The organism is Nocardiopsis sp. JB363, from assembly GCF_900143625.1.
Classification (GTDB): domain Bacteria; phylum Actinomycetota; class Actinomycetes; order Streptosporangiales; family Streptosporangiaceae; genus Nocardiopsis.
The window spans coordinates 1-17653 of sequence record NZ_FRFF01000132.1 but is presented as its reverse complement, the minus strand read 5'-3'; the positions used below and the strand labels follow the sequence as shown (position 1 = coordinate 17653).

General features: G+C 70.4%; 14 protein-coding genes. 4 read left to right on the top strand and 10 right to left on the bottom strand.

Annotated features, from left to right (window positions below):
* Position 1: 1 nt before the first annotated feature.
* Both BQ8420_RS19900 and BQ8420_RS19895 read right to left on the bottom strand, forming a co-directional pair.
* Positions 2 to 913 carry an aminoglycoside phosphotransferase family protein gene (locus BQ8420_RS19900; RefSeq protein ID WP_087100660.1) on the bottom strand — a complete coding sequence of 304 codons (912 nt, stop codon included), beginning with the start codon at positions 911 to 913 and terminating at the stop codon, positions 2 to 4.
* The gene (locus tag BQ8420_RS19895) at positions 910 to 2028 is read right to left on the bottom strand and encodes a serpin family protein (protein ID WP_087100659.1); all 1119 of its coding nucleotides are present in this window, start codon (positions 2026 to 2028) and stop codon (positions 910 to 912) included. The genes BQ8420_RS19900 and BQ8420_RS19895 overlap by 4 nt, the downstream gene beginning before the upstream one ends.
* Before the next feature lie 262 nt (positions 2029 to 2290).
* Here BQ8420_RS19895 and BQ8420_RS19890 point away from each other — a divergent pair, with 262 nt between their 5' ends.
* Complete coding sequence (locus BQ8420_RS19890; RefSeq protein WP_087100658.1) at positions 2291 to 3055, top strand: DUF3159 domain-containing protein; 765 nt, start codon at positions 2291 to 2293, stop codon at positions 3053 to 3055.
* A 4-nt stretch (positions 3056 to 3059) separates the two neighbouring features.
* Here the strand turns inward: BQ8420_RS19890 and BQ8420_RS19885 are convergent, their stop codons facing one another.
* Positions 3060 to 3764, bottom strand: a complete 705-nt coding sequence (locus BQ8420_RS19885; RefSeq protein ID WP_087100657.1) for a TrkA family potassium uptake protein — start codon at positions 3762 to 3764, stop codon at positions 3060 to 3062.
* On the bottom strand, positions 3757 to 4443 hold the full coding sequence (locus BQ8420_RS19880; RefSeq protein ID WP_087100656.1) for a TrkA family potassium uptake protein: 687 nt from the start codon (positions 4441 to 4443) through the stop codon (positions 3757 to 3759). The genes BQ8420_RS19885 and BQ8420_RS19880 overlap by 8 nt, the downstream gene beginning before the upstream one ends.
* Positions 4444 to 4650: 207 nt before the next feature.
* Here BQ8420_RS19880 and BQ8420_RS19875 point away from each other — a divergent pair, with 207 nt between their 5' ends.
* On the top strand, positions 4651 to 5943 hold the full coding sequence (locus tag BQ8420_RS19875; RefSeq protein WP_087100655.1) for a class I SAM-dependent RNA methyltransferase: 1293 nt from the start codon (positions 4651 to 4653) through the stop codon (positions 5941 to 5943).
* Positions 5944 to 5996: 53 nt separating this feature from the next.
* On the opposite strand, the gene BQ8420_RS19870 is transcribed toward BQ8420_RS19875, so the two are convergent.
* From BQ8420_RS19870 to BQ8420_RS19845, 6 genes are all read right to left on the bottom strand, one after another.
* Entirely contained in the window at positions 5997 to 8354 is a 2358-nt protein-coding gene (locus BQ8420_RS19870) for a M64 family metallopeptidase (protein WP_087100654.1), read from the bottom strand.
* A 127-nt stretch (positions 8355 to 8481) separates the two neighbouring features.
* Positions 8482 to 9414, bottom strand: coding sequence for a DMT family transporter (locus tag BQ8420_RS19865; RefSeq protein WP_087100653.1), 933 nt, complete (start codon positions 9412 to 9414; stop codon positions 8482 to 8484).
* 42 nt (positions 9415 to 9456) lie between these two features.
* Positions 9457 to 10944: a hypothetical protein gene (locus BQ8420_RS19860; protein ID WP_087100652.1), complete on the bottom strand. Its 1488-nt coding sequence runs from the start codon at positions 10942 to 10944 to the stop codon at positions 9457 to 9459.
* A complete protein-coding gene (locus tag BQ8420_RS19855) occupies positions 10941 to 11834 on the bottom strand; it encodes an ATP-binding cassette domain-containing protein (RefSeq protein WP_087100651.1) in 894 nt (297 codons plus the stop codon). Before BQ8420_RS19855 ends, BQ8420_RS19860 begins: the two co-directional genes overlap by 4 nt.
* Positions 11831 to 12631, bottom strand: a complete 801-nt coding sequence (locus BQ8420_RS19850; RefSeq protein ID WP_087100650.1) for a hypothetical protein — start codon at positions 12629 to 12631, stop codon at positions 11831 to 11833. Before BQ8420_RS19850 ends, BQ8420_RS19855 begins: the two co-directional genes overlap by 4 nt.
* Entirely contained in the window at positions 12628 to 13218 is a 591-nt protein-coding gene (locus tag BQ8420_RS19845; RefSeq protein ID WP_087100649.1) for an RNA polymerase sigma factor, read from the bottom strand. The genes BQ8420_RS19850 and BQ8420_RS19845 overlap by 4 nt, the downstream gene beginning before the upstream one ends.
* A 141-nt stretch (positions 13219 to 13359) precedes the next feature.
* On the opposite strand from BQ8420_RS19845, the gene BQ8420_RS19840 reads away from it, so the two are divergent.
* The gene (locus BQ8420_RS19840) at positions 13360 to 14295 is read left to right on the top strand and encodes an LLM class F420-dependent oxidoreductase (RefSeq protein ID WP_087100648.1); all 936 of its coding nucleotides are present in this window, start codon (positions 13360 to 13362) and stop codon (positions 14293 to 14295) included.
* A gap of 381 nt (positions 14296 to 14676) precedes the next feature.
* Positions 14677 to 17400 (top strand): aconitate hydratase AcnA, encoded by a 2724-nt coding sequence (acnA, locus tag BQ8420_RS19835; protein ID WP_087100647.1) that lies wholly within the window; start codon positions 14677 to 14679, stop codon positions 17398 to 17400.
* The last annotated feature ends 253 nt before the right edge of the window (positions 17401 to 17653 follow it).

Below are 17653 nucleotides of genomic sequence, written 5' to 3'. Positions count from 1 at the left end.
CTCAGGGCCGCGACGCGAGGACCCGGGACAGGGCGTCCAGGGCCGGTCTCCTCCAGGTGGGCTTGCCACCGGGAAGACCGGCGTCCCCGGCGCGACCGATCCCGATGAGTTCTCGACAGCGCAGCAGCGCCCACCCGCGCGCCCGCAGGAGGGTGGCCTCGTCGGCGCGGGCGTATTCGGAGAAGAAACGCTCGGCCGAACCCGAAGGAAGCAGGAGCCAGGCCGCCGAGAGGTCGGTGGCCGGGTCACCGGCGCACATGTCGCCGAAGTCGATCACTCCGGTCAGGACGCCGCCGGTGCCCACGACGTTGGCGGGGTGCAGGTCACCGTGCGACCACAGCGGTGGTCCGTCCCACTCGGGTGCCGCCCGCGCCTGTTCCCATACGGCCAGGACCCGGTCGATGTCGCCGTCGACGTCCCCGCGCCGTAGACGTTCCTCGAACCCGTCGGCGACCTTCGACAGCGGCACACCCCGTTGGGGGTCGCCGGGTGCGTCATCGGGCGCGGGGTGGTGGAGGGCGGACAGGAAACGTGCCAGGGCCCGGGCGGAACGCGGGTCGTGGAGCGGAGCCCGGTCGGCGGGTTCGCCGGGAACCCACCTCGTGATCGTCCAGTCGTGCGGGAAACGAGGGGAGGGCGCCCCGGTACGGACGGGGACGGGCACCGGCAGGGGCAGGCCGGGCGCCAGGGACGGCAACCACCGGTGTTCTTTCCGCAGCAGTCCCGGAGCGCGCGGGGTGCGCGGCATGCGCACGGCCAGCTCGGGTCCCAGGCGCCACATCCGGTTGTCCCAGCCGCCGTCGACGACGCGCAGCTCCAGCCCCGCCAGATCCGGGTGCTGGGACTCCAACAACGACCGCACCAGTGCCTCGTCGGCGGAGGGATCCTCGGCGGGCGTGCCGTCCGCGCTCACGAGTCCGACCGTGCGGGGCCGGGGTCGACGGGCTCGGTGACGTGACCGGTGAACAGTAGGGCGGGGCCACGACGCAGCGCGACGCGGAAGGGGCGGTCCACGGTGAACCTCTTCGGTTTGGTCGGGATGGCGGCGGCCATCGTCATCACCGCGGCGGTGGCGGCCGCGCCCTCGGCACCGCGCTCGTCCACGCGCAGCACCGACTGGTGCACGATCGCGTCGACCTTGAGCGGTTCGGCGCTGATCCCGGAGAAGTCGGCGTCGTCGGTGGCCAGAGCACGGACCGGGACGGCACCGGCGGCCAAGGGATCGAGCAGGGCGATGTCGCTGTCCACGGCGAACCGGGGCAGCGCCAACTCGATCTGTTCCTGGCGACGGTGCCGGTACAGGTCGCGCAGGGTCCGCTCGTCCGGTGGTTCCTCCTGGCCCAGGAACACGTCGAGGGTGAGCCCGTGCTCACCCGGCAGGCTCACCATCCGCCACCCGTCGCGCTCGGCGTGGAGCATGCGGCCGGTGCGGTGCATGGTGGGCACCTTCCGCTTGCCCGCGGGGGAGTGGAAGGGGCGGTCCTTGGTCCGCTCCACCTCGAAGGGGTCGCGCCAGACCATCTTTACCCACAGGGCGTTGACCAGCAGCATTCTCACGTCGGGGTCGATGGTGCCGGGGGAGAGGAGTTCGTCGATCAGCCCCTGGGTGACCTCACCGACGCGTGCGTTGATCTTCCGGCGCACCCCCTCGGCGTCGCCGCGGAAGTCGACCAGGTCCACCTCCGCGCCGGCCCGGGACCGGACCCGCTCCTCGAAGTCGGCGCGCACCGGCAGGTCGGCGGGTACGTACAGCCCGTTCAGCACGGCCAGGTCCAGTCCTTCGGCGGTGGCCACCGCCTCGTCCAGGGCCGCCACGTGCCCCGTCAGGTCTCCGTCCGGGGCCAGCAGGTCGGTGAGTTCACGTCGCGTCCGGCCACCGGCGCCCTCGGCCAGCAGGGTGAGCACGGCGCCGACCGAGTACGGCGACCAGATGTGGGAGGTGTCCTTCTCCGACAACTCCCGTTCCAGGACGGCGGCGAAACGGGCGTGGTCCTCCTGGGGCGGATGGTCCTGTCCGGTGGTGCTCAAGCGGGCCTCCTCGACACGTGCGGGTGGGCCGCCAGGTTACGGAACGGCGATGAGGGAACGCCAGGGCCCGCCGTGTTCCACCGGCGTATAAAGACCCGGTGACAAGTGGCACGCGACAAGCCATGACGAAAGCGGACAAGGTCGGGCGAGCCGCCCGCACGGCCGCCGCCGGCATCCGCCCTGGCCGGTGTCGACTCGCGTAGTGTGGTGCATCATGGTCGGCGGCCCTAGGGCCACAGGTGGACGCGTACGCGGGAGCAGGATGACTGAGCAGCAACGGGCCTCCGAAGAGGCGGCCCAGGCCGACGACCGGGAGAGCATCCCCGTCGTCACCGAGGACACGGTGGAGGCCCTGGTCCGCAGCAAGCTCGCCGAGGCCCTCGGCGGCAAGCGCGGCATGGTCGAGGCCGCCATCCCCACCCTGACCTTCACGATCTCCTACATCATCGGTTCCGATCTGCGACTATCGATCATCCTCGGTGTGGTCGCCGCCCTGCTGCTGGGCGTGATCCGGCTGGTGCAGCGCTCCTCGGTGCAGTACGTCGTCACCAGCCTGTTCGGTATCGGTATCGCCGCGCTGTTCGCCATGCGCAGCGGCAACGCCGCCGACGCGTTCCTGCCCGGTGTCATCTACAACGCCGTGTACGCGATGGTGTTGAGTGTCTCGGTCCTGGTGCGCTGGCCGGCCATCGGGCTGATGATCGGCCCGTTCATCGGTGACAAGGAGGACTTCACCTCCTGGCGGAGTAACCCCGCCGTGGTCACGCTGGCCGCCAAGCTGACCTGGCTGCTGGTGCTGCCGTGCGTCATCCGCGTCCTGGTCCAGTATCCGCTGTGGCTCGCCGACAACCAGGGCTGGGCCGACACCTTCGCGATCCTCGGCTTCTCCAAGGTCGCCATGGGCTGGCCGCTCCAGGTCGCCGCCTTCACCGGCATGGTGTGGGTCCTGGCCCGAGGCCGTACCCCACTGGAGCACGACCGCGAGGACGCCGAACAGGCCTCCGGCTCGGCCCCCGACCGCGACTGACCGCCTAGTCGACGGAAGCCGGGTCGGCTTCGTCGACCGGTCCCAGGACCTCCTCCAAGGGGCCCAGGGAGTCCGGCTCGGCCAGGAACACCATGGTGTTGCCCACCGAGAGGGTGCGCTCGGGGTCCGGTGGGCGCACCCCGCCCGGGCCCAGGACCGCCACCAGCGCCACGCCCCTGGGCAGTGCCTCGGTGAGCTCCGACTCGGCGCGGTCCACGAACGGACTGCCCGCGTGCAGGACCGACTCGGCGACCTCCGCGCCCGGCAGGGGCGGCAGGGTGCCCTCCTCTTCCGGGTAGTCCTCCTCGGGCATGTCCTCGACCAGGTCGGCGATCAACCGGGGTGGTGAGACCGCCAGGTCCACGCCCCAGGAGTCGTTGAACAGCCACTCGTTGTCGGGGTCGTTGATACGGGCGATCACCCGATCCACCTCGAACTCGGTCTTGGCCAGCAGGGACACGACCAGGTTGACCTTGTCGTCGCTGCTGGCGGCGATGACCACGTCGAAGTCGCCCAGCCGGGCGTCCTCCAGGGTGGCCAGCTCGCAGGCGTCGGCGAGCAACCACTCCACCTGGGGCAGGTCGTCCAGGCCGATGGCCCGGGTGTCCCGGTCGATCAACAACACGTCGTGTCCACTGCCCGCCAGTTCCGTGGCGATGGAACGGCCCACGCTTCCGGCCCCCGCGATGGCGATCCGCATCTCACCCACGCCCCGTCTCGTCCTCGCGCGGTTCGTCCAACCGCTCGGTCAGCTCACCCATGTCGCGGCCGTGCGCCACCACGTGCAGCACGTCGCCCTCGGTCAACGTCTCACCGGAGGTGGCGAGGGTGATCCGGCCTCGGCGCACCAGGTACACCAGGCGCAGGGGGACGGACTCCTCCAGTTCGGCGATGGTCGACCCCGCCCACGCCGCGGGCAGTGGCATCTCCCGCATGGCCAGGGTGCCGGAGGCGTCCTGCCACTCGGGGGTGGTGTCGAGTCGGCCATCACCGGGGAGCACCCGGCGCAGGATCGAGTCGGCGGTCCAACTGACCGTCGCCACCGTGGGGATTCCGAGCCGCTGGTACACCTCGGCCCGGCGCGGGTCGTAGATGCGCGCCACCACGTTCTCCACCCCGAACGCCTCGCGGGCCACCCGCGCCGCGATGATGTTGGAGTTGTCACCATTGCTGACCGCGGCGAACGCGGACGCGCGGTCCACGCCGGCCGACAACAGCACCTCACGGTCGTGGCCCACACCACGCACCGCGTGTTTGGCCACCGAGCCCCGCAACCGTCGGAACGAGTCCGGGTCCTGGTCGATCACCGCCACCGTGTGGCCCAGGTCCACCAGCGTGTGCGCCAGGGTGGAACCCACCCGACCGCACCCCATGATCACGATGTGCACCTCGTCAGCACTCCCCGTCCACCTCGGGAGGCACGGGTCCGGTCCCGTGGCCCGAGCTTCCACCTTTGCACACATCGGTGTGACACGCGTGACCACCCCGGCAAGCGGTACCGGATCCAGTACGCGCGGTACGAAAGGCAGGTAGATTGGGGCGGATTGGTGGCTGTGCAGGGTCACCGCGGGACCCGACCACCGAAGGACACCACCATGCCCCTTGTAGGTACCGAGATCGAGCTGGACGTCGACGACGTCGCCCATGGCGGCTGGTGCGTCGGTCGCCACGCCGAACAGGTCGTCTTCGTCCGCCACGCGCTGCCCGGCGAGCGTGTCCGGGTCAAGGTCACCGAACAGACCACTCGTTTCCTGCGGGGCGACGCCGTGGAGGTCCTCACCGCCTCACCCGACCGCGTGGAGGCGCCCTGTGAGTTCGCCGGGCCCGGCCTGTGCGGCGGTTGCGACTGGCAGCACGCCTCCCTGGACGCCCAACGCCGGCTCAAGGGCAAGGTCGTCGCCGAGCAGCTGAGCCGGATCGCCGGCATCGACATGGACGTCGAGGTGGAGGAACTGCCCGGCACCCCCGATGGTCTGGGCTGGCGCACCCGCGTGCGCTTCTCCGTCGACGAGAACGGCCACGCCGGACTGCGTCGTCATCGCTCCCACGACATCGAACCCATCGACCGTTGCCTGATCGCCCACCCCGGCGTCAGCGAACTCGGTGTCACCGACGTGCACTGGGAGGACGTGAAGGAGGTGGAGGCGGTCGCCTCCACCACTCGCGCCGACCGCGCCATCGTCGTCACCCCCACCACCGCCAAGCTCGGGACCCTGCCCGACCTGAAGGCCTCCAGCGCGGTCCTGCGCCGTTTCAAGGGCGGCAGGGTGCAGTCGGTGCGCGGTCGCAAGGGTGTGCGCGAGGACGTGGCCGGACGCGAGTACCGGGTCGGCGCCGGCGGGTTCTGGCAGGTCCACCCCGCCGCCGGCGAGACGCTCTCCGCCGCCGTCCTGGAGGCTCTGGAGCCCAAACCGGGGGAGACCGCCCTGGACCTGTACTGTGGCGCCGGCCTGTTCACCGGTGCACTCGCCGAGGCCGTCGGCCCCGAGGGCCGGGTGATGGGCGTGGAGAGCGGTGAGCACGCCGTCCGTGACGCCCAGTACAACCTCAAGGACCAGGAGCACGTGCGGATCGAGCGCGCCGACGTGGCCAAGCAGATGCGCGAATGGGCCGACGTGCGCGCCGACGTGGTCACCTTGGACCCGCCGCGTGCCGGCCTGAGCAACGAGGTCGTGCGCAAGGTGACGGGCATGAAGCCGCGCCGCGTCGCCTACGTCTCCTGTGACCCGGCCACGTTCGCCCGTGACCTGGCCACGTTCGCCCGCTCCGGTTACCGCCTGGTGGGGTTGCGCGCCTTCGACGCCTTCCCCATGACCCACCACGTGGAGTGCGTGGGGGTGCTGGAGCCGGTCAAGCTCGCCCGCCGTCACCGCGAGGACCAGGACTGACGGAGCTCATCGGGGGCCGGTCCGGAACGTGTCCGGGCCGGCCCCCGTCGCCGTTACAGGTCGGAGCAGTCTCCGGAGACCGCCCCCGTGACGTCGTTGGCCGCACCGAAGTCGGTGACGTCCGGGTCGTTACCGGAGCAGGCGAGCGAACCGCGCACGCTGGAGCCCGCCACGACGGGTCCGTACCCGTCCTGGCCGGTCCAGGTGTCGGCCGGCACCTGGGTGTTGTCGTGCAGGGCCACCGAGCCGGTCAGCGCCGTGCCGAGGATCGTCACCTCGGACGTGGTGCCGGTGATGGAGACCGCGCCGCGCACGTCGGTGTCGGTCAGCCTCACGGTGTCGGCGCCCGCGGCGGACAGTCCGCCGCGCAGGGAACCGCCCTCGATCACCAGGGAAGCGCCTTCGGTGACGGTGACGGGGCCGCGCACGTCCGCGCCGTCGAGACAGACCACGCCCTCCTCGACGGTCATCCCGCCGAGGACGTCGTCGGTGATGGTCTCGGTGCACTCCAGGTCCGCCCCGGGTACGACCGTCGCACGGAAGTCGTCGGGGGCGCCGATGTTGCCGGCGGTGTCGATCGCGCGGTGTTCCACCGTGTGGGTGCCCCAGCCGTTCTCGTGGCCGTCCACCTCGAACACCGCCATGGACAGGCCACCGCTGCCCAGGCTTCCGTAGACGAGGTCGTCGACGTTGGTCCCTTCCGGGGTGAACCGGAACGGCGCCTCGGGGTCCTCGGGCCAGCCGTAGTAGTTGTGCCAGCCGTCGTCGTCCACCCGGAACTCGCCCACCACGTGCCCGTCGCGGTCGTCCCGGGGGGTCAGCTTCATCGAGAATTCGTTGAGGAACAGGTGGTGTTCCTCACCGGTCACCGTGGCGGCCGGCGTCGACAGTTCGCGCGGAGCCTCGGGGTCGGTCGCGTCCACGGTCCAGGTGAGCGCCTGTGAGTCGGCCCCTTCGGGGTCGGTGACCGTGGCGGTCAGCGTGTGGTCGCCCGTCTCCAGGTCGAACTCGCCCAGGTCCAGGACGCGTCCGTCGACCGCGGTGGACACCGGTTCGCCGTCCAGTTCCCAGGCGACTTGGAGGACCCGGTCGGTGGGACGGGTGGTCTCGGCGTAGACCACCTCGTCGGCGGCCACCGCCCGTTCGGTGTCACGGTGCTTGTCGAAGGCGACGTCGGTCTCGACCTGTTCCAGGGGTTCCCCGACGGTCCAGGTGAGCGTTCGGGTCATCGCCTCGGATTCGAGGATGGCCGGGTCGCGGACGAACTCGGTGGGGTCCTGTACGGTCACGGACACCTCGGAGCCCCGGGCCGGGTCCAGTTCGGCCAGGGCCAGATGGCGTGCCCCCGCGGCCTCGGCGACTTCCTCGCCGTCGACGGACCAGGTGTACTCCAGTTCGTGGAAGACCGGGTGCGGGCCCTCGGCCCACAGCACGTCCTCGGCGCCGACCTCGCCCTCGGGGGTGGAGGAGACCGGCAGGGACGCCTGGTCGCGCAGGCCGGAGATCCGGTGCGTCATGACCTCCCGGCCGACCTGGTCGAAGTAGTAGCCCAGGGTCTTGAGCATGGAGTGGGCGCTGGGACGCCACATGCCCTCGGAGTAGTACAGGCCGCCCTCGTGCCCGTCGGGGTCGGCCGCCCGGATGGTGCCGCCGGCCTCGCTCTCCTCACCGAGCCAGCGCCACCACCCGGCCTCCTCCTCGATCATCTCCTCGGAGGTCATCAGTGTGTGGTGGGCAGAGTCGGGCTCTTCGCCCTCGTACCGGCCCAGGCTGGTGTCGCGGAAGTAGTAGGGGTACTCGTCCTGGAGTTCGCCCAGGGAGTGAGCGAGCTCGTGCGGGCTGATCAGCGCGGAGAGCGCGTTGCCCGCGGAGGCGGTCGCCAGGCTGCCGCCGGCGCCACCGTAGGTCTCGCTGTTGGCCAGGGCCAGGACCTGTCGGTTCTCGTCGGTGACACCGGGGACCATGTCCGCGGCGGCGCCGGCGGTCTCGGAGTCCACGGTGATCAGCCGCTCCAACGCTTCCTCGTCGCATCCGTTGAAGAAGCCCATGCCGAGGGCGGTGTCGCGCTGTTCCCAACCGTCGGCGGGGTCGCAGTCCACGCCGGACTCCGCCGACGGGGTCTCCACGAGATACACGTTGAAGTAGTGCCGGTAGGAGCGGAACGGCTCGATGCTCCACTGCACGTTGAGGTGTTGTTCGACCTGTTCGTGGTACAGGTCCATCTCGTCCTCGGTGTAGCCGTCGCCCAGCAGGACGAGGTTGAACCGTTCGGAGGGGTCGCCGGTGACCTGGAGCGGTACCACCGTGGCGTCGTCCAGGGGCGCGGCCTCGGCGGGGTGGTCGGGGCCGGAGAGCACGGCGGTCGTGGTCAGCAGGGACAGGGCGGTCAGGGCCGCCGCGGGTCTGCGCACGGGGGATCCTTCTACTCGGGGGAGACGTGTCGCGCAGCGTACTTATGTTCGTATGGCGGCCACCAGGCGAAGGGCCATAGGGGCTTCGATAACCCGTGGGAATGCCGGCGCGGGCGCGGGGCATGCCCTAACGCCGTGAGGGGGCCTTCAGCACGGCCAGCCCCAGGGCGAGGACCACCAACCCCGACCAGGACACCCACGGCAGGCGTTCACCCACCAAGGCCACGCCCAGCACCGCGGCGACGGCCGGTTCGGCGAGGCTGAGCGTGGTGGCGGTGGCGGCCGAGGTGTGCCGCAGCCCGTGTCCGAACAGCCGATAGGCGAGGAACACGGTGAACAGCGCCAGGTGCAGGGCCACCAGCGCGCCGTCGACCGTGGCCAGCCACGCCGTACCGGTGGCCACGACCACCGGCAGCACCAGGAGGCCGCCGCCCGCGAACATCGTGCCCATCACCGCGCCGGAGGTGTGGTCTCGGCGGATCAGTCGTTCGGCGATGATCGTGTACAGCGCGTAGAAGAACCCGGCGAGCAGCGCCAGGAGCACCCCCGCCGGGCGCACCGGGGTGGGGCCGCCGACCAGGTCCGGGCCCAGGACGAGCACCGCGCAGCCGACCACGGCTGCGACGGTGGCCACCGTCCAGCGTCGGTCGGGGCGCGCCCGTTCCAGTCGCCAGGCCAGCAGCCCGGTGAACACCGGGGCGCAGCCCAGGGTGATCACGGTTCCCACCGCCACCCCGGCGTGGGCGACCGCGGGGTAGAAGGCCAACGGGTATCCGGCGACCGCGACCGCGCCCAGCAGCAGGGTGGCCCGGGTTCGTCGATCGGAGTGGGCGAGCAGGGCGAACGAGCCCCGACCGGTGAGGAACAGCAGGAGCCCGCCCAGGACCAGCCCGGCCGAGCCGATCGCGGCGGGGTGGGCGCCCTCGGGTGCGAAGGAGCTCGCGGTGCCGGTGGTTCCCCACAGGACGGCGGCGCCCAGGATCGGTAGCGGCCCGCCGGTGAGCCGGGTCAGCGCGGGGTTCGGCCGGTTCGAGGCCACGGAGGAGGTGTGTTCTGGCACGTTCGTACCTTTCTCGGACCCGGTGCCAGTGGTGGTCCACGCTCAGAAGCCCTGCGGTGGGCGGTGGTCCGGATCGGTTTCGGGGATCGCTTCGGGCCCGGTCAACGACAGTCCGAGCAGGTCGGCCAGTACGGGCGTGCCCGTGGTGGGGGAGGTCAGGGTGTCCCAGTGATCGTTCACCACCGCGGCCACCTCCTCCTCCGGTAGGGAGAGCATCGCCTGGGTCAGGCGCAGATCGTTCCCACCGGGTTCGAGATCGGACAGGAACCATTCGGCGGCCGCCGGTTCCTCGTCCGGGCCGACCTCGTCACCGACCGCCACCAGCCAGGCGCCGACCACGATCCGGGCCTGTCCGGTGCCCGTGTACCCCCTGCCTTCCGCCGAGGGCAGGCCCAGTACGTATCCGACCAGGTCGCCCCGGAACTGCGCGCGGTGGATCTGGTCGTCGGCCGACCAGTACTCGGTCAGCACGATGGCGTCGTCGGGCGGATGGAACAGGACGTCCGCCCGTAGGGTGTGGTTGGCCTGCCACAACGTGGGAAGGACGGTGTCCTCGGGCAGTACGCGCATGACCGGCTCCAGGTCGGCGTGCCAGGTCCGCACCCACGACTCGTACCCGGGCAGCGGGCAGTAGGTCATCCCCTCCAGCTCCCGGCAGTCGTCGGTCGCCGGGGCCCGGGGGCGGGCGTTCGCGGTCAGGGTGTCGTAGGAGTACTCACGCTGGGTGTGGGTGTACAGCGAGACCATTCCGACCATGACCAGGGCGGCGACGCCCAGCCCGACCGGGCGCAGGAACCGGGTGTCCCGGCGGGCGGCCACGATGAGCAGACCGGTGCAGAGCACCATCGACACCGCGTGCACCAGGTAGAACAGGGCGGTCGTGGGGGTGTCGGGGTGGGGGAGCGGCAGCGGCTGCAACGCCATGCTGAAGAGGCCGCCCATACGAGAGACGAGCACGTCCGCGCGGGTGCCGAAGGCCAGGAACGTGGACGCCAGGTACAGGGGCAGGAACAGGAAGACCGCGATCAGGGGCCCGTAGGAGCGGGTCCAGGCGACCGAGGCGATCGCTCCCAGCGGACCGCACCAGCCGATGAGGAGGACCCCGACCAACGCCGCCGGTTGCGGGGTCCCCGCGATGGGAGCGGGTGCGCTCCCCACGTACAGGGCCAGGGAGGCGACCAACAGCACGGTGGTGAGGGTGATGGCGGCCAGGGCCAACGACGCCAGCCGGGCCTCCGAGGACAGGGGCAGGGCCAGTGATCGGGAGTGGCGCACCTCGCGCAGGGCGGGAAAGGTCGTGACCGCGAACATGGCGGCGCCGATCAGCCCCGTGCTCAACAGGGTCTCGTTGAACAGGTCGCCCATGGTCGGTAGCCGGGAGTCGTGGGAGGTCAGCCGCACCACGGCCCACGCCGCCGGCACCAGGAGCAGGAAGAGCGGGTTCCTCAGCAGGTGGTGCAGGTTGAACCAGGTCAGTCGCCCGAAGGTGACGGCGTTCGACCACCGTCCGGGCCGAGCGGGGCCGGTCAACGAGTGACCGATCCGGTCAGGAGCAGGTAGGCGTCCTCCAGGGAGGGCTCCAATGGAACCCGTTCGACCGTGTCGGGGGCATCGCCCTCCTCCGGGCCCAGGACCCGGTAGCGGCCGTCGGCCAGACGCCACGCCGTCACCCCCTCGGGCGGGCGGGAGGCCTGTTCCCAGACCCGGCCCCGGGCGCGGGCGATCAGGTCGGTGGGGGCGCCGTCGAAGATCACCCGACCCCGGTCCAGGACCAGGACCCGACGGCACAGCGCGGCCACGTCCTCGATCTGGTGGGTGGACAGCAGCACCGTGCTGTGGACCGCGAGTTCGGAGACCAGGTCGCGGAAGCGGATGCGCTGTTCGGGGTCGAGTCCGATGGTGGGTTCGTCGAGCAGGAGCAGGCGGGGATCGCCGAGCAGTGCGGCGGCCAACCCCAACCGTTGCCGCATCCCGCCGGACAGCCGCCGGATCCGAGTGTGCCTGCGGTCGTACAGGTCCACTCTGCGCAGCGCGCGCCGGATCTCCTCGTGGCGCTGCCGACGCCCACCCTGTTCCTTCAGGACCGCCATGTAGTCGAGCAGCCCGAACGCGGTGAAGTGCGGATAGAAGGACGAGTTCTGCGGCAGGTAGCCGAGCCGGCGGCGGATCTCGGTACGTTCGATCGAACGCTCCGGGTCCAGCCCCAGGACGCTCAGTCCACCGTCGGTGGGTTCCAGGTCGGTGGCCAGGCAGCGCAGCAGGGTGGTCTTGCCCGCGCCGTTGCGGCCGAGCAGCCCCGTCACTCCGGGTCCCAGGTCGAGGTCGATCCCGTCCAAGGCCCTACGGGTGCCGTAGGTGCGGACCAGGCCGCGCGCGCGGACCCCGTTGGTGAGGGCGGTGGGGCTCGTCGTGGTGGTCATGCCGTCCTCATCCGCAGCGCGACGACGGTGGCCAGCAAGGCCAGAGCGGTCGCCCAGGCGGCCTGCGCCAGGGGGGAGAACAACTGGAACGGGTCGGTGCCCTCCAAGAGCGCGAACGTGGCCAGGAGCAGCAGCCAGCCTCCGCCGACCGCCGCGCCGGCCACGCTCAGGTGCAGCCATCGGCTCAGGGCCAGGCAGGCGGCGACCATCGCCAGGGCGGGCAGGAGCCAGAACACCGCCTCGTGCACGGTGGCGACCGAGGGCATGAGCAACGCCGCCACGGTGCACAGGGTCAACGCGGGTACCAGGACCGCGCAGGTGCGTAGGAGAAGCAGCCGTGGGCCGGCCCACGGCGTGACCGAGGCCAGGCTGTGCGCGGGATCCACCCCGGGCCCATAGGCGAGCGCGACTCCGGCCAGCGGGACCACCGGGACGGTGAAGGAGAACAGCAGGGTGCCGCGCGGGATCTCGTGGGCCAGGGCCAGGGTGGCGGCCAGCACGATCATGGTGGCCACCAGCCAGGCCCGGTACAGGGTCGGGGTGGCGGCCAGCAGCTTGGCGGTGCCCTCGCGCAGCCCCAGAGTGCCCAGCAGGCGTTCGAGCGGGGAGAGGCGGGGCCGGTCCACGATGTCGCGCAGGTCCGCCCAGCTGCGCTCCAGCCAGGCTTCGTCGGTGGGAAGTCGGTCACGGCAATGGGTGCAGTACGTCAGGTGGGCCTCCGCTGACATGGCGGTGACGTCGTCGGCGGTGTGGGTCGCGTAACGGTGGAGTTGGGCGTGGGACAGGTGCCAGCTCATGTGGTCAGTGCCTCCCGTAGCCGCGCCTTGGCGCGCATGACCCGTGTCTTGACGGTCCCTTCGGGGATCCGGAGGATCTCCGAGGCCTCTCGAACGGTGAGGCCGTCGAGCACGGTGGCCTGGATGGCCGAGCGCAGCTCGGGGGAGAGCTCGTGCAGGGCGGAGCCCAGAGGACCGTGCTCGATGTTGAGGAGGACGGTGTCCTCGGCGGAGGCGTCGCCGATGGTCTCGTACGGTTCGGGATCGGTCTCGGCGATCCAGCGGTTGGCGCGTTTGCGCAGCTGTGAGATGAGCTGGCGGATCGCGATGGTCCACAGCCACGCTCCGGCGTCGGTGTCGCCGGGGCGGGCGCGGAAGGAACCCGCGTTGCGCCACACCGCGAGGAAGGTCTCCTGGAGCGCGGCGTCGAGCTGGTCGGTGTCCGAACAGCGGTAGCGCAGGCGAAGACGCAGCCAGGGGGCGTGTCTGCGGTGCAGGATCTCCAGGGCGTCGGTCTCCCCGGCCGCCACGGCGGACAACAGCACCGGGTCGGGGCTGTCGGGTCCGTATTCGGGGGCGCGCTGTCGAGCACGGCGGAGGAACTTCACGTGAAGGGCTATCGCTGTGAGGGAGGGAAACGGTTCGTGTGGGGCCGGTTCGGTCGATTTCGGTGGCCTGACCACGCCTTTTCGACGATACCCGCGCGGCGGGTTCGGTGTTGGCGGCGGGGGTGGGCGAAAATGGGGCGTATGCGTCTGAGGATCTTCCTTGAGCCCCAACAGGGGGCCACCTACGAGGACCAGCTCGCCGTCGCCAGGGCCGCAGAGGACCTGGGGTTCGACGCGCTGTTCCGTTCCGATCATTATCTCCCCATGGGCGATCACGTGAGCGGGCTCCCCGGCCCGACGGACGCCTGGATCACCTTGGCCGGTCTGGCCCGTGACACCTCCCGTATCCGCCTCGGCACCCTCATGACCGCGGCGACCTTCCGTCATCCCGGTCCCCTCGCCATCTCCGTCGCCCAGGTCGACCGCATGAGCGGTGGCCGGGTCGAGTTCGGTTTCGGCGCGGGTTGGTTCGAGCAGGAGCACGCGGCCTACGGCATCCCCTTCCCCGCGGCGGCCCGTGAGCGCTTCGACCGCTACGAGGAACAACTCGACATCATCACGGGGTTGTGGACGACTCCTGTGGGGGAGACCTTTCGGTACGAGGGCAGGCACTACCGTCTGGCGGAGGGGCCGGCATTGCCCAAGCCGCAGCAGGGTCCGCGCCCGCCGGTGGTCATCGGTGGTACCGGCCCCAAGCGGACCCCGCGTCTGGCGGCCAAGTTCGCCGACGAGTACAACGTCCCGTTCGCCTCCTTGGAGGAGACCGAGGCGGCCTTCGACCGTACGACCGAGGCGGTCCGGGTGTCCGGGCGCGGTGCGCCCATGGTGTACTCGGCGGCCCAGGTGCTGTGCGTGGGGCGTGATGAGGCGGAGGTGGCCGAGCGTGCCGCCGCCATCGGACGGAAGCCCGAAGAGTTGCGTCGCGACGGTTTGGCCGGCACCCCTGAGGAGGTGGTGGACAAGATCGGTCGGTTCGGTGCCGTGGGCGCCGAGAGGATCTATCTACAGGTCCTGGACATGGCCGACCTGGACCACCTGGAATTGGTGGCCTCGGCGGTGGCGCCGCGGCTGGACTGAGCGGTTCGTTCGTCGGGGGCGCCCGTGAGGGCCGGGGGGAGCACCCGATAACTTGATATCGAGATACAAATTAGATACCTTGACGTCAAGATATAGCGGGGCTTCCCCCCGACCCGCTCCCGGTTCGGGCGTGTGAGGTCGACCGCTTTTCGACGTCGCGCTCCGAACGAGGGGGCGTCCGCGGCCGACGGGCCGCACCACCGGTGACGATGTGGCGTCGTCGCAGGTCGAAGCGGCCCTAAGGGAACCCGGGCCGGCGGGGGCACCGGACTGTGCCTCCCGCTCTCGGGGCCTTCGGTTAGGGCGGCCTCAGTAGGTCCCGCATCCGTCCCATGGGGCAGGATGCTGAGGACAAAGTGGCGAGATCAGGAGGCATACACCGTGTCCGCGAACAGCTTCGGTGCCCGTGACACGTTGCGCGTCGGCGACGAGTCGTACGAGATCTTCCGGCTGGACACCGTCGAAGGTGCCGGCCGACTTCCCTACAGCCTGAAGGTGCTGCTGGAAAACCTCCTGCGCACCGAGGACGGCGCGAACGTCACCGCCGAGCACATCAGGGCCCTGGGTAACTGGGACCCCAAGGCGCAGCCCAACCAGGAGATCCAGTTCACCCCCGCACGGGTGATCATGCAGGACTTCACCGGCGTCCCCTGTGTCGTCGACCTCGCCACCATGCGCGAGGCCGTCCGCGACATGGGTGGTGACCCGGACAAGATCAACCCGCTCGCCCCCGCCGAGCTGGTGATCGACCACTCCGTCGTCGTCGACCTCTTCGGTCGTCCCGACGCCTTCGAGCGCAACGTCGAGATCGAGTACGAGCGCAACTACGAGCGTTACAAGTTCCTGCGCTGGGGCCAGACCGCCTTCGACGAGTTCAAGGTCGTCCCGCCCGGCACCGGCATCGTGCACCAGGCCAACATCGAGCACCTGGCGCGCGTGACCATGTCCCGCGGGGGTCAGGCCTACCCCGACACCTGTGTGGGCACCGACTCGCACACCACCATGCAGAACGGTCTGGGCATCCTGGGCTGGGGCGTCGGTGGCATCGAGGCCGAGGCCGCCATGCTCGGCCAGCCGATCTCGATGCTCATCCCGCGCGTGGTCGGCTTCAAGCTGACCGGTGAGCTCCAGCCCGGCACCACCGCGACCGACCTGGTGCTCACCATCACCGAGCAGCTCCGTGAGCACGGTGTGGTCGGCAAGTTCGTCGAGTTCTACGGCGAGGGCGTCGCGTCCGTGCCGCTGGCCAACCGCGCCACCATCGGCAACATGAGCCCGGAGTTCGGCTCCACCGCCGCGATCTTCCCGGTCGACGACGAGACCATCCGCTACATGCGCCTGACCGGCCGCTCCGAGGAGCAGGTCGCGCTGACCGAGGCCTACGCCAAGGCCAACGGTTTCTGGCACGACCCGTCCCAGGAGCCGGAGTTCTCCGAGTACATGGAGCTCGACCTCGCCGAGGTCGTCCCCTCCATCGCCGGTCCCAAGCGTCCGCAGGACCGCATCGCGCTGTCCGAGGCCAAGCCGACCTGGCGCCACGACGTCAGCGACTACGTCTCCGACGGGTCCGACCAGGCGGGCGAGGAGTCCTTCCCGGCCTCCGACGCCCCGGCCCAGACCGCCAACGGTGACCGTCCGCACCGTCCGATCGCGGTCACCATGGCCGACGGCACCGAGACCGAGGTCGACCACGGCGCCGTGGTGATCGCCGCGATCACCTCCTGCACCAACACCTCCAACCCCTCGGTCATGCTGGGCGCCGCCCTGCTGGCCAAGAAGGCGGTGGAGAAGGGTCTGTCCCGCAAGCCGTGGGTCAAGACCTCCATGGCCCCGGGCTCCAAGGTCGTCACCGACTACTACGAGCGCTCCGGCCTGACCCCGTACCTGGACAAGCTGGGCTTCAACCTGGTCGGTTACGGCTGCACCACCTGCATCGGCAACTCGGGCCCGCTGCCCGAGGAGATCTCCAAGGCGGTCCAGGACAACGACCTCGCGGTCTCCGCGGTCCTGTCCGGCAACCGTAACTTCGAGGGCCGGATCAACCCGGACGTGAAGATGAACTACCTGGCCTCGCCGCCGCTGGTGGTCGCCTACGCGCTGGCCGGGTCGATGGACATCGACATCACCACCGAGCCCCTGGGCACGGACAAGGACGGCGAGCCGGTCTACCTGGCGGACATCTGGCCGACCGCCGAGGAGATCCAGGAGGTCATGGACTCCGCGATCGCCTCTGACATGTACGAGTCGGCGTACTCGGACGTGTTCGCCGGTGACGACCGCTGGCGCGCGCTGCCCACCCCGACCGGCAACATCTTCGAGTGGGAGGCCGAGTCGACCTACGTCCGCAAGCCTCCGTACTTCGACGGCATGGGTGAGAGCCCCGAGCCGGTCACCGACATCTCCGGGGCGCGTGTCCTGGCCAAGCTGGGCGACTCGGTCACCACCGACCACATCTCCCCGGCCGGCGCCATCAAGCCGGGCACCCCGGCGGCCGAGTACCTCAAGGCCAACGGCATCGAGCGTCGTGACTTCAACTCCTACGGTTCGCGTCGTGGCAACCACGAGGTGATGATCCGCGGTACGTTCGCCAACATCCGCCTGCGCAACCAGATCGCGCCGGGCACCGAGGGCGGCTACACCCGCGACTTCACCCAGCCCGACGCTCCGGTGTCGTTCATCTACGACGCCGCGCAGAACTACGCGAAGCAGGACACCCCGCTGGTCGTCCTGGGCGGCAAGGAGTACGGCTCCGGTTCCTCGCGTGACTGGGCGGCCAAGGGCACCAGCCTGCTGGGCGTGCGCGCGGTCATCACCGAGTCCTACGAGCGCATCCACCGTTCCAACCTGATCGGCATGGGCGTCCTTCCGCTGCAGTTCCCGGAGGGGCGGTCCGCCGACTCCCTCGGTCTGACCGGCGAGGAGACCTTCTCCGTCACCGGCGTGACCGAGCTCAACGAGGGCCGTGTCCCCGCCACGGTGAAGGTCACCACCGACACCGGCGTCGAGTTCGACGCCGTGGTGCGGATCGACACCCCGGGTGAGGCCGACTACTACCGCAACGGCGGCATCCTGCAGTTCGTGCTGCGCCAGCTGATCGCGAAGTAGTCCCACCGAGCTCCGCTCCGTGCCCACAGGCACGACGCGCGGTTCACCGGGCCGCCACCGTCCACACGACGGTGGCGGCCCTTTTTCGTGTCCACGGTCGGATCGACGTGCTCGTGCGGAGTGGGTGAGGCTGACTGCTCCGGGAAAAGGGGTGCCCGCGTTCCGGCAGGTCGGTGACGTCCGGATATGCTCACTTCGTGCCGGTTCCACTCACGGCGTGACTCCTTCCGCCCCCGCCCCCGGTGCCCCAGTC

What these genes read in the sequence shown, in the direction of transcription:
- BQ8420_RS19890 (WP_087100658.1), top strand. Translation starts at nt 2,291, where the DNA reads ATGACTGAGCAGCAACGGGCCTCCGAAGAGGCGGCCCAGGCCGACGAC.
- BQ8420_RS19875 (WP_087100655.1), top strand. Translation starts at nt 4,651, where the DNA reads ATGCCCCTTGTAGGTACCGAGATCGAGCTGGACGTCGACGACGTCGCC.
- BQ8420_RS19855 (WP_087100651.1), bottom strand. Translation starts at nt 11,834, where the DNA reads ATGACCACCACGACGAGCCCCACCGCCCTCACCAACGGGGTCCGCGCG.
- BQ8420_RS19850 (WP_087100650.1), bottom strand. Translation starts at nt 12,631, where the DNA reads ATGAGCTGGCACCTGTCCCACGCCCAACTCCACCGTTACGCGACCCAC.
- BQ8420_RS19840 (WP_087100648.1), top strand. Translation starts at nt 13,360, where the DNA reads ATGCGTCTGAGGATCTTCCTTGAGCCCCAACAGGGGGCCACCTACGAG.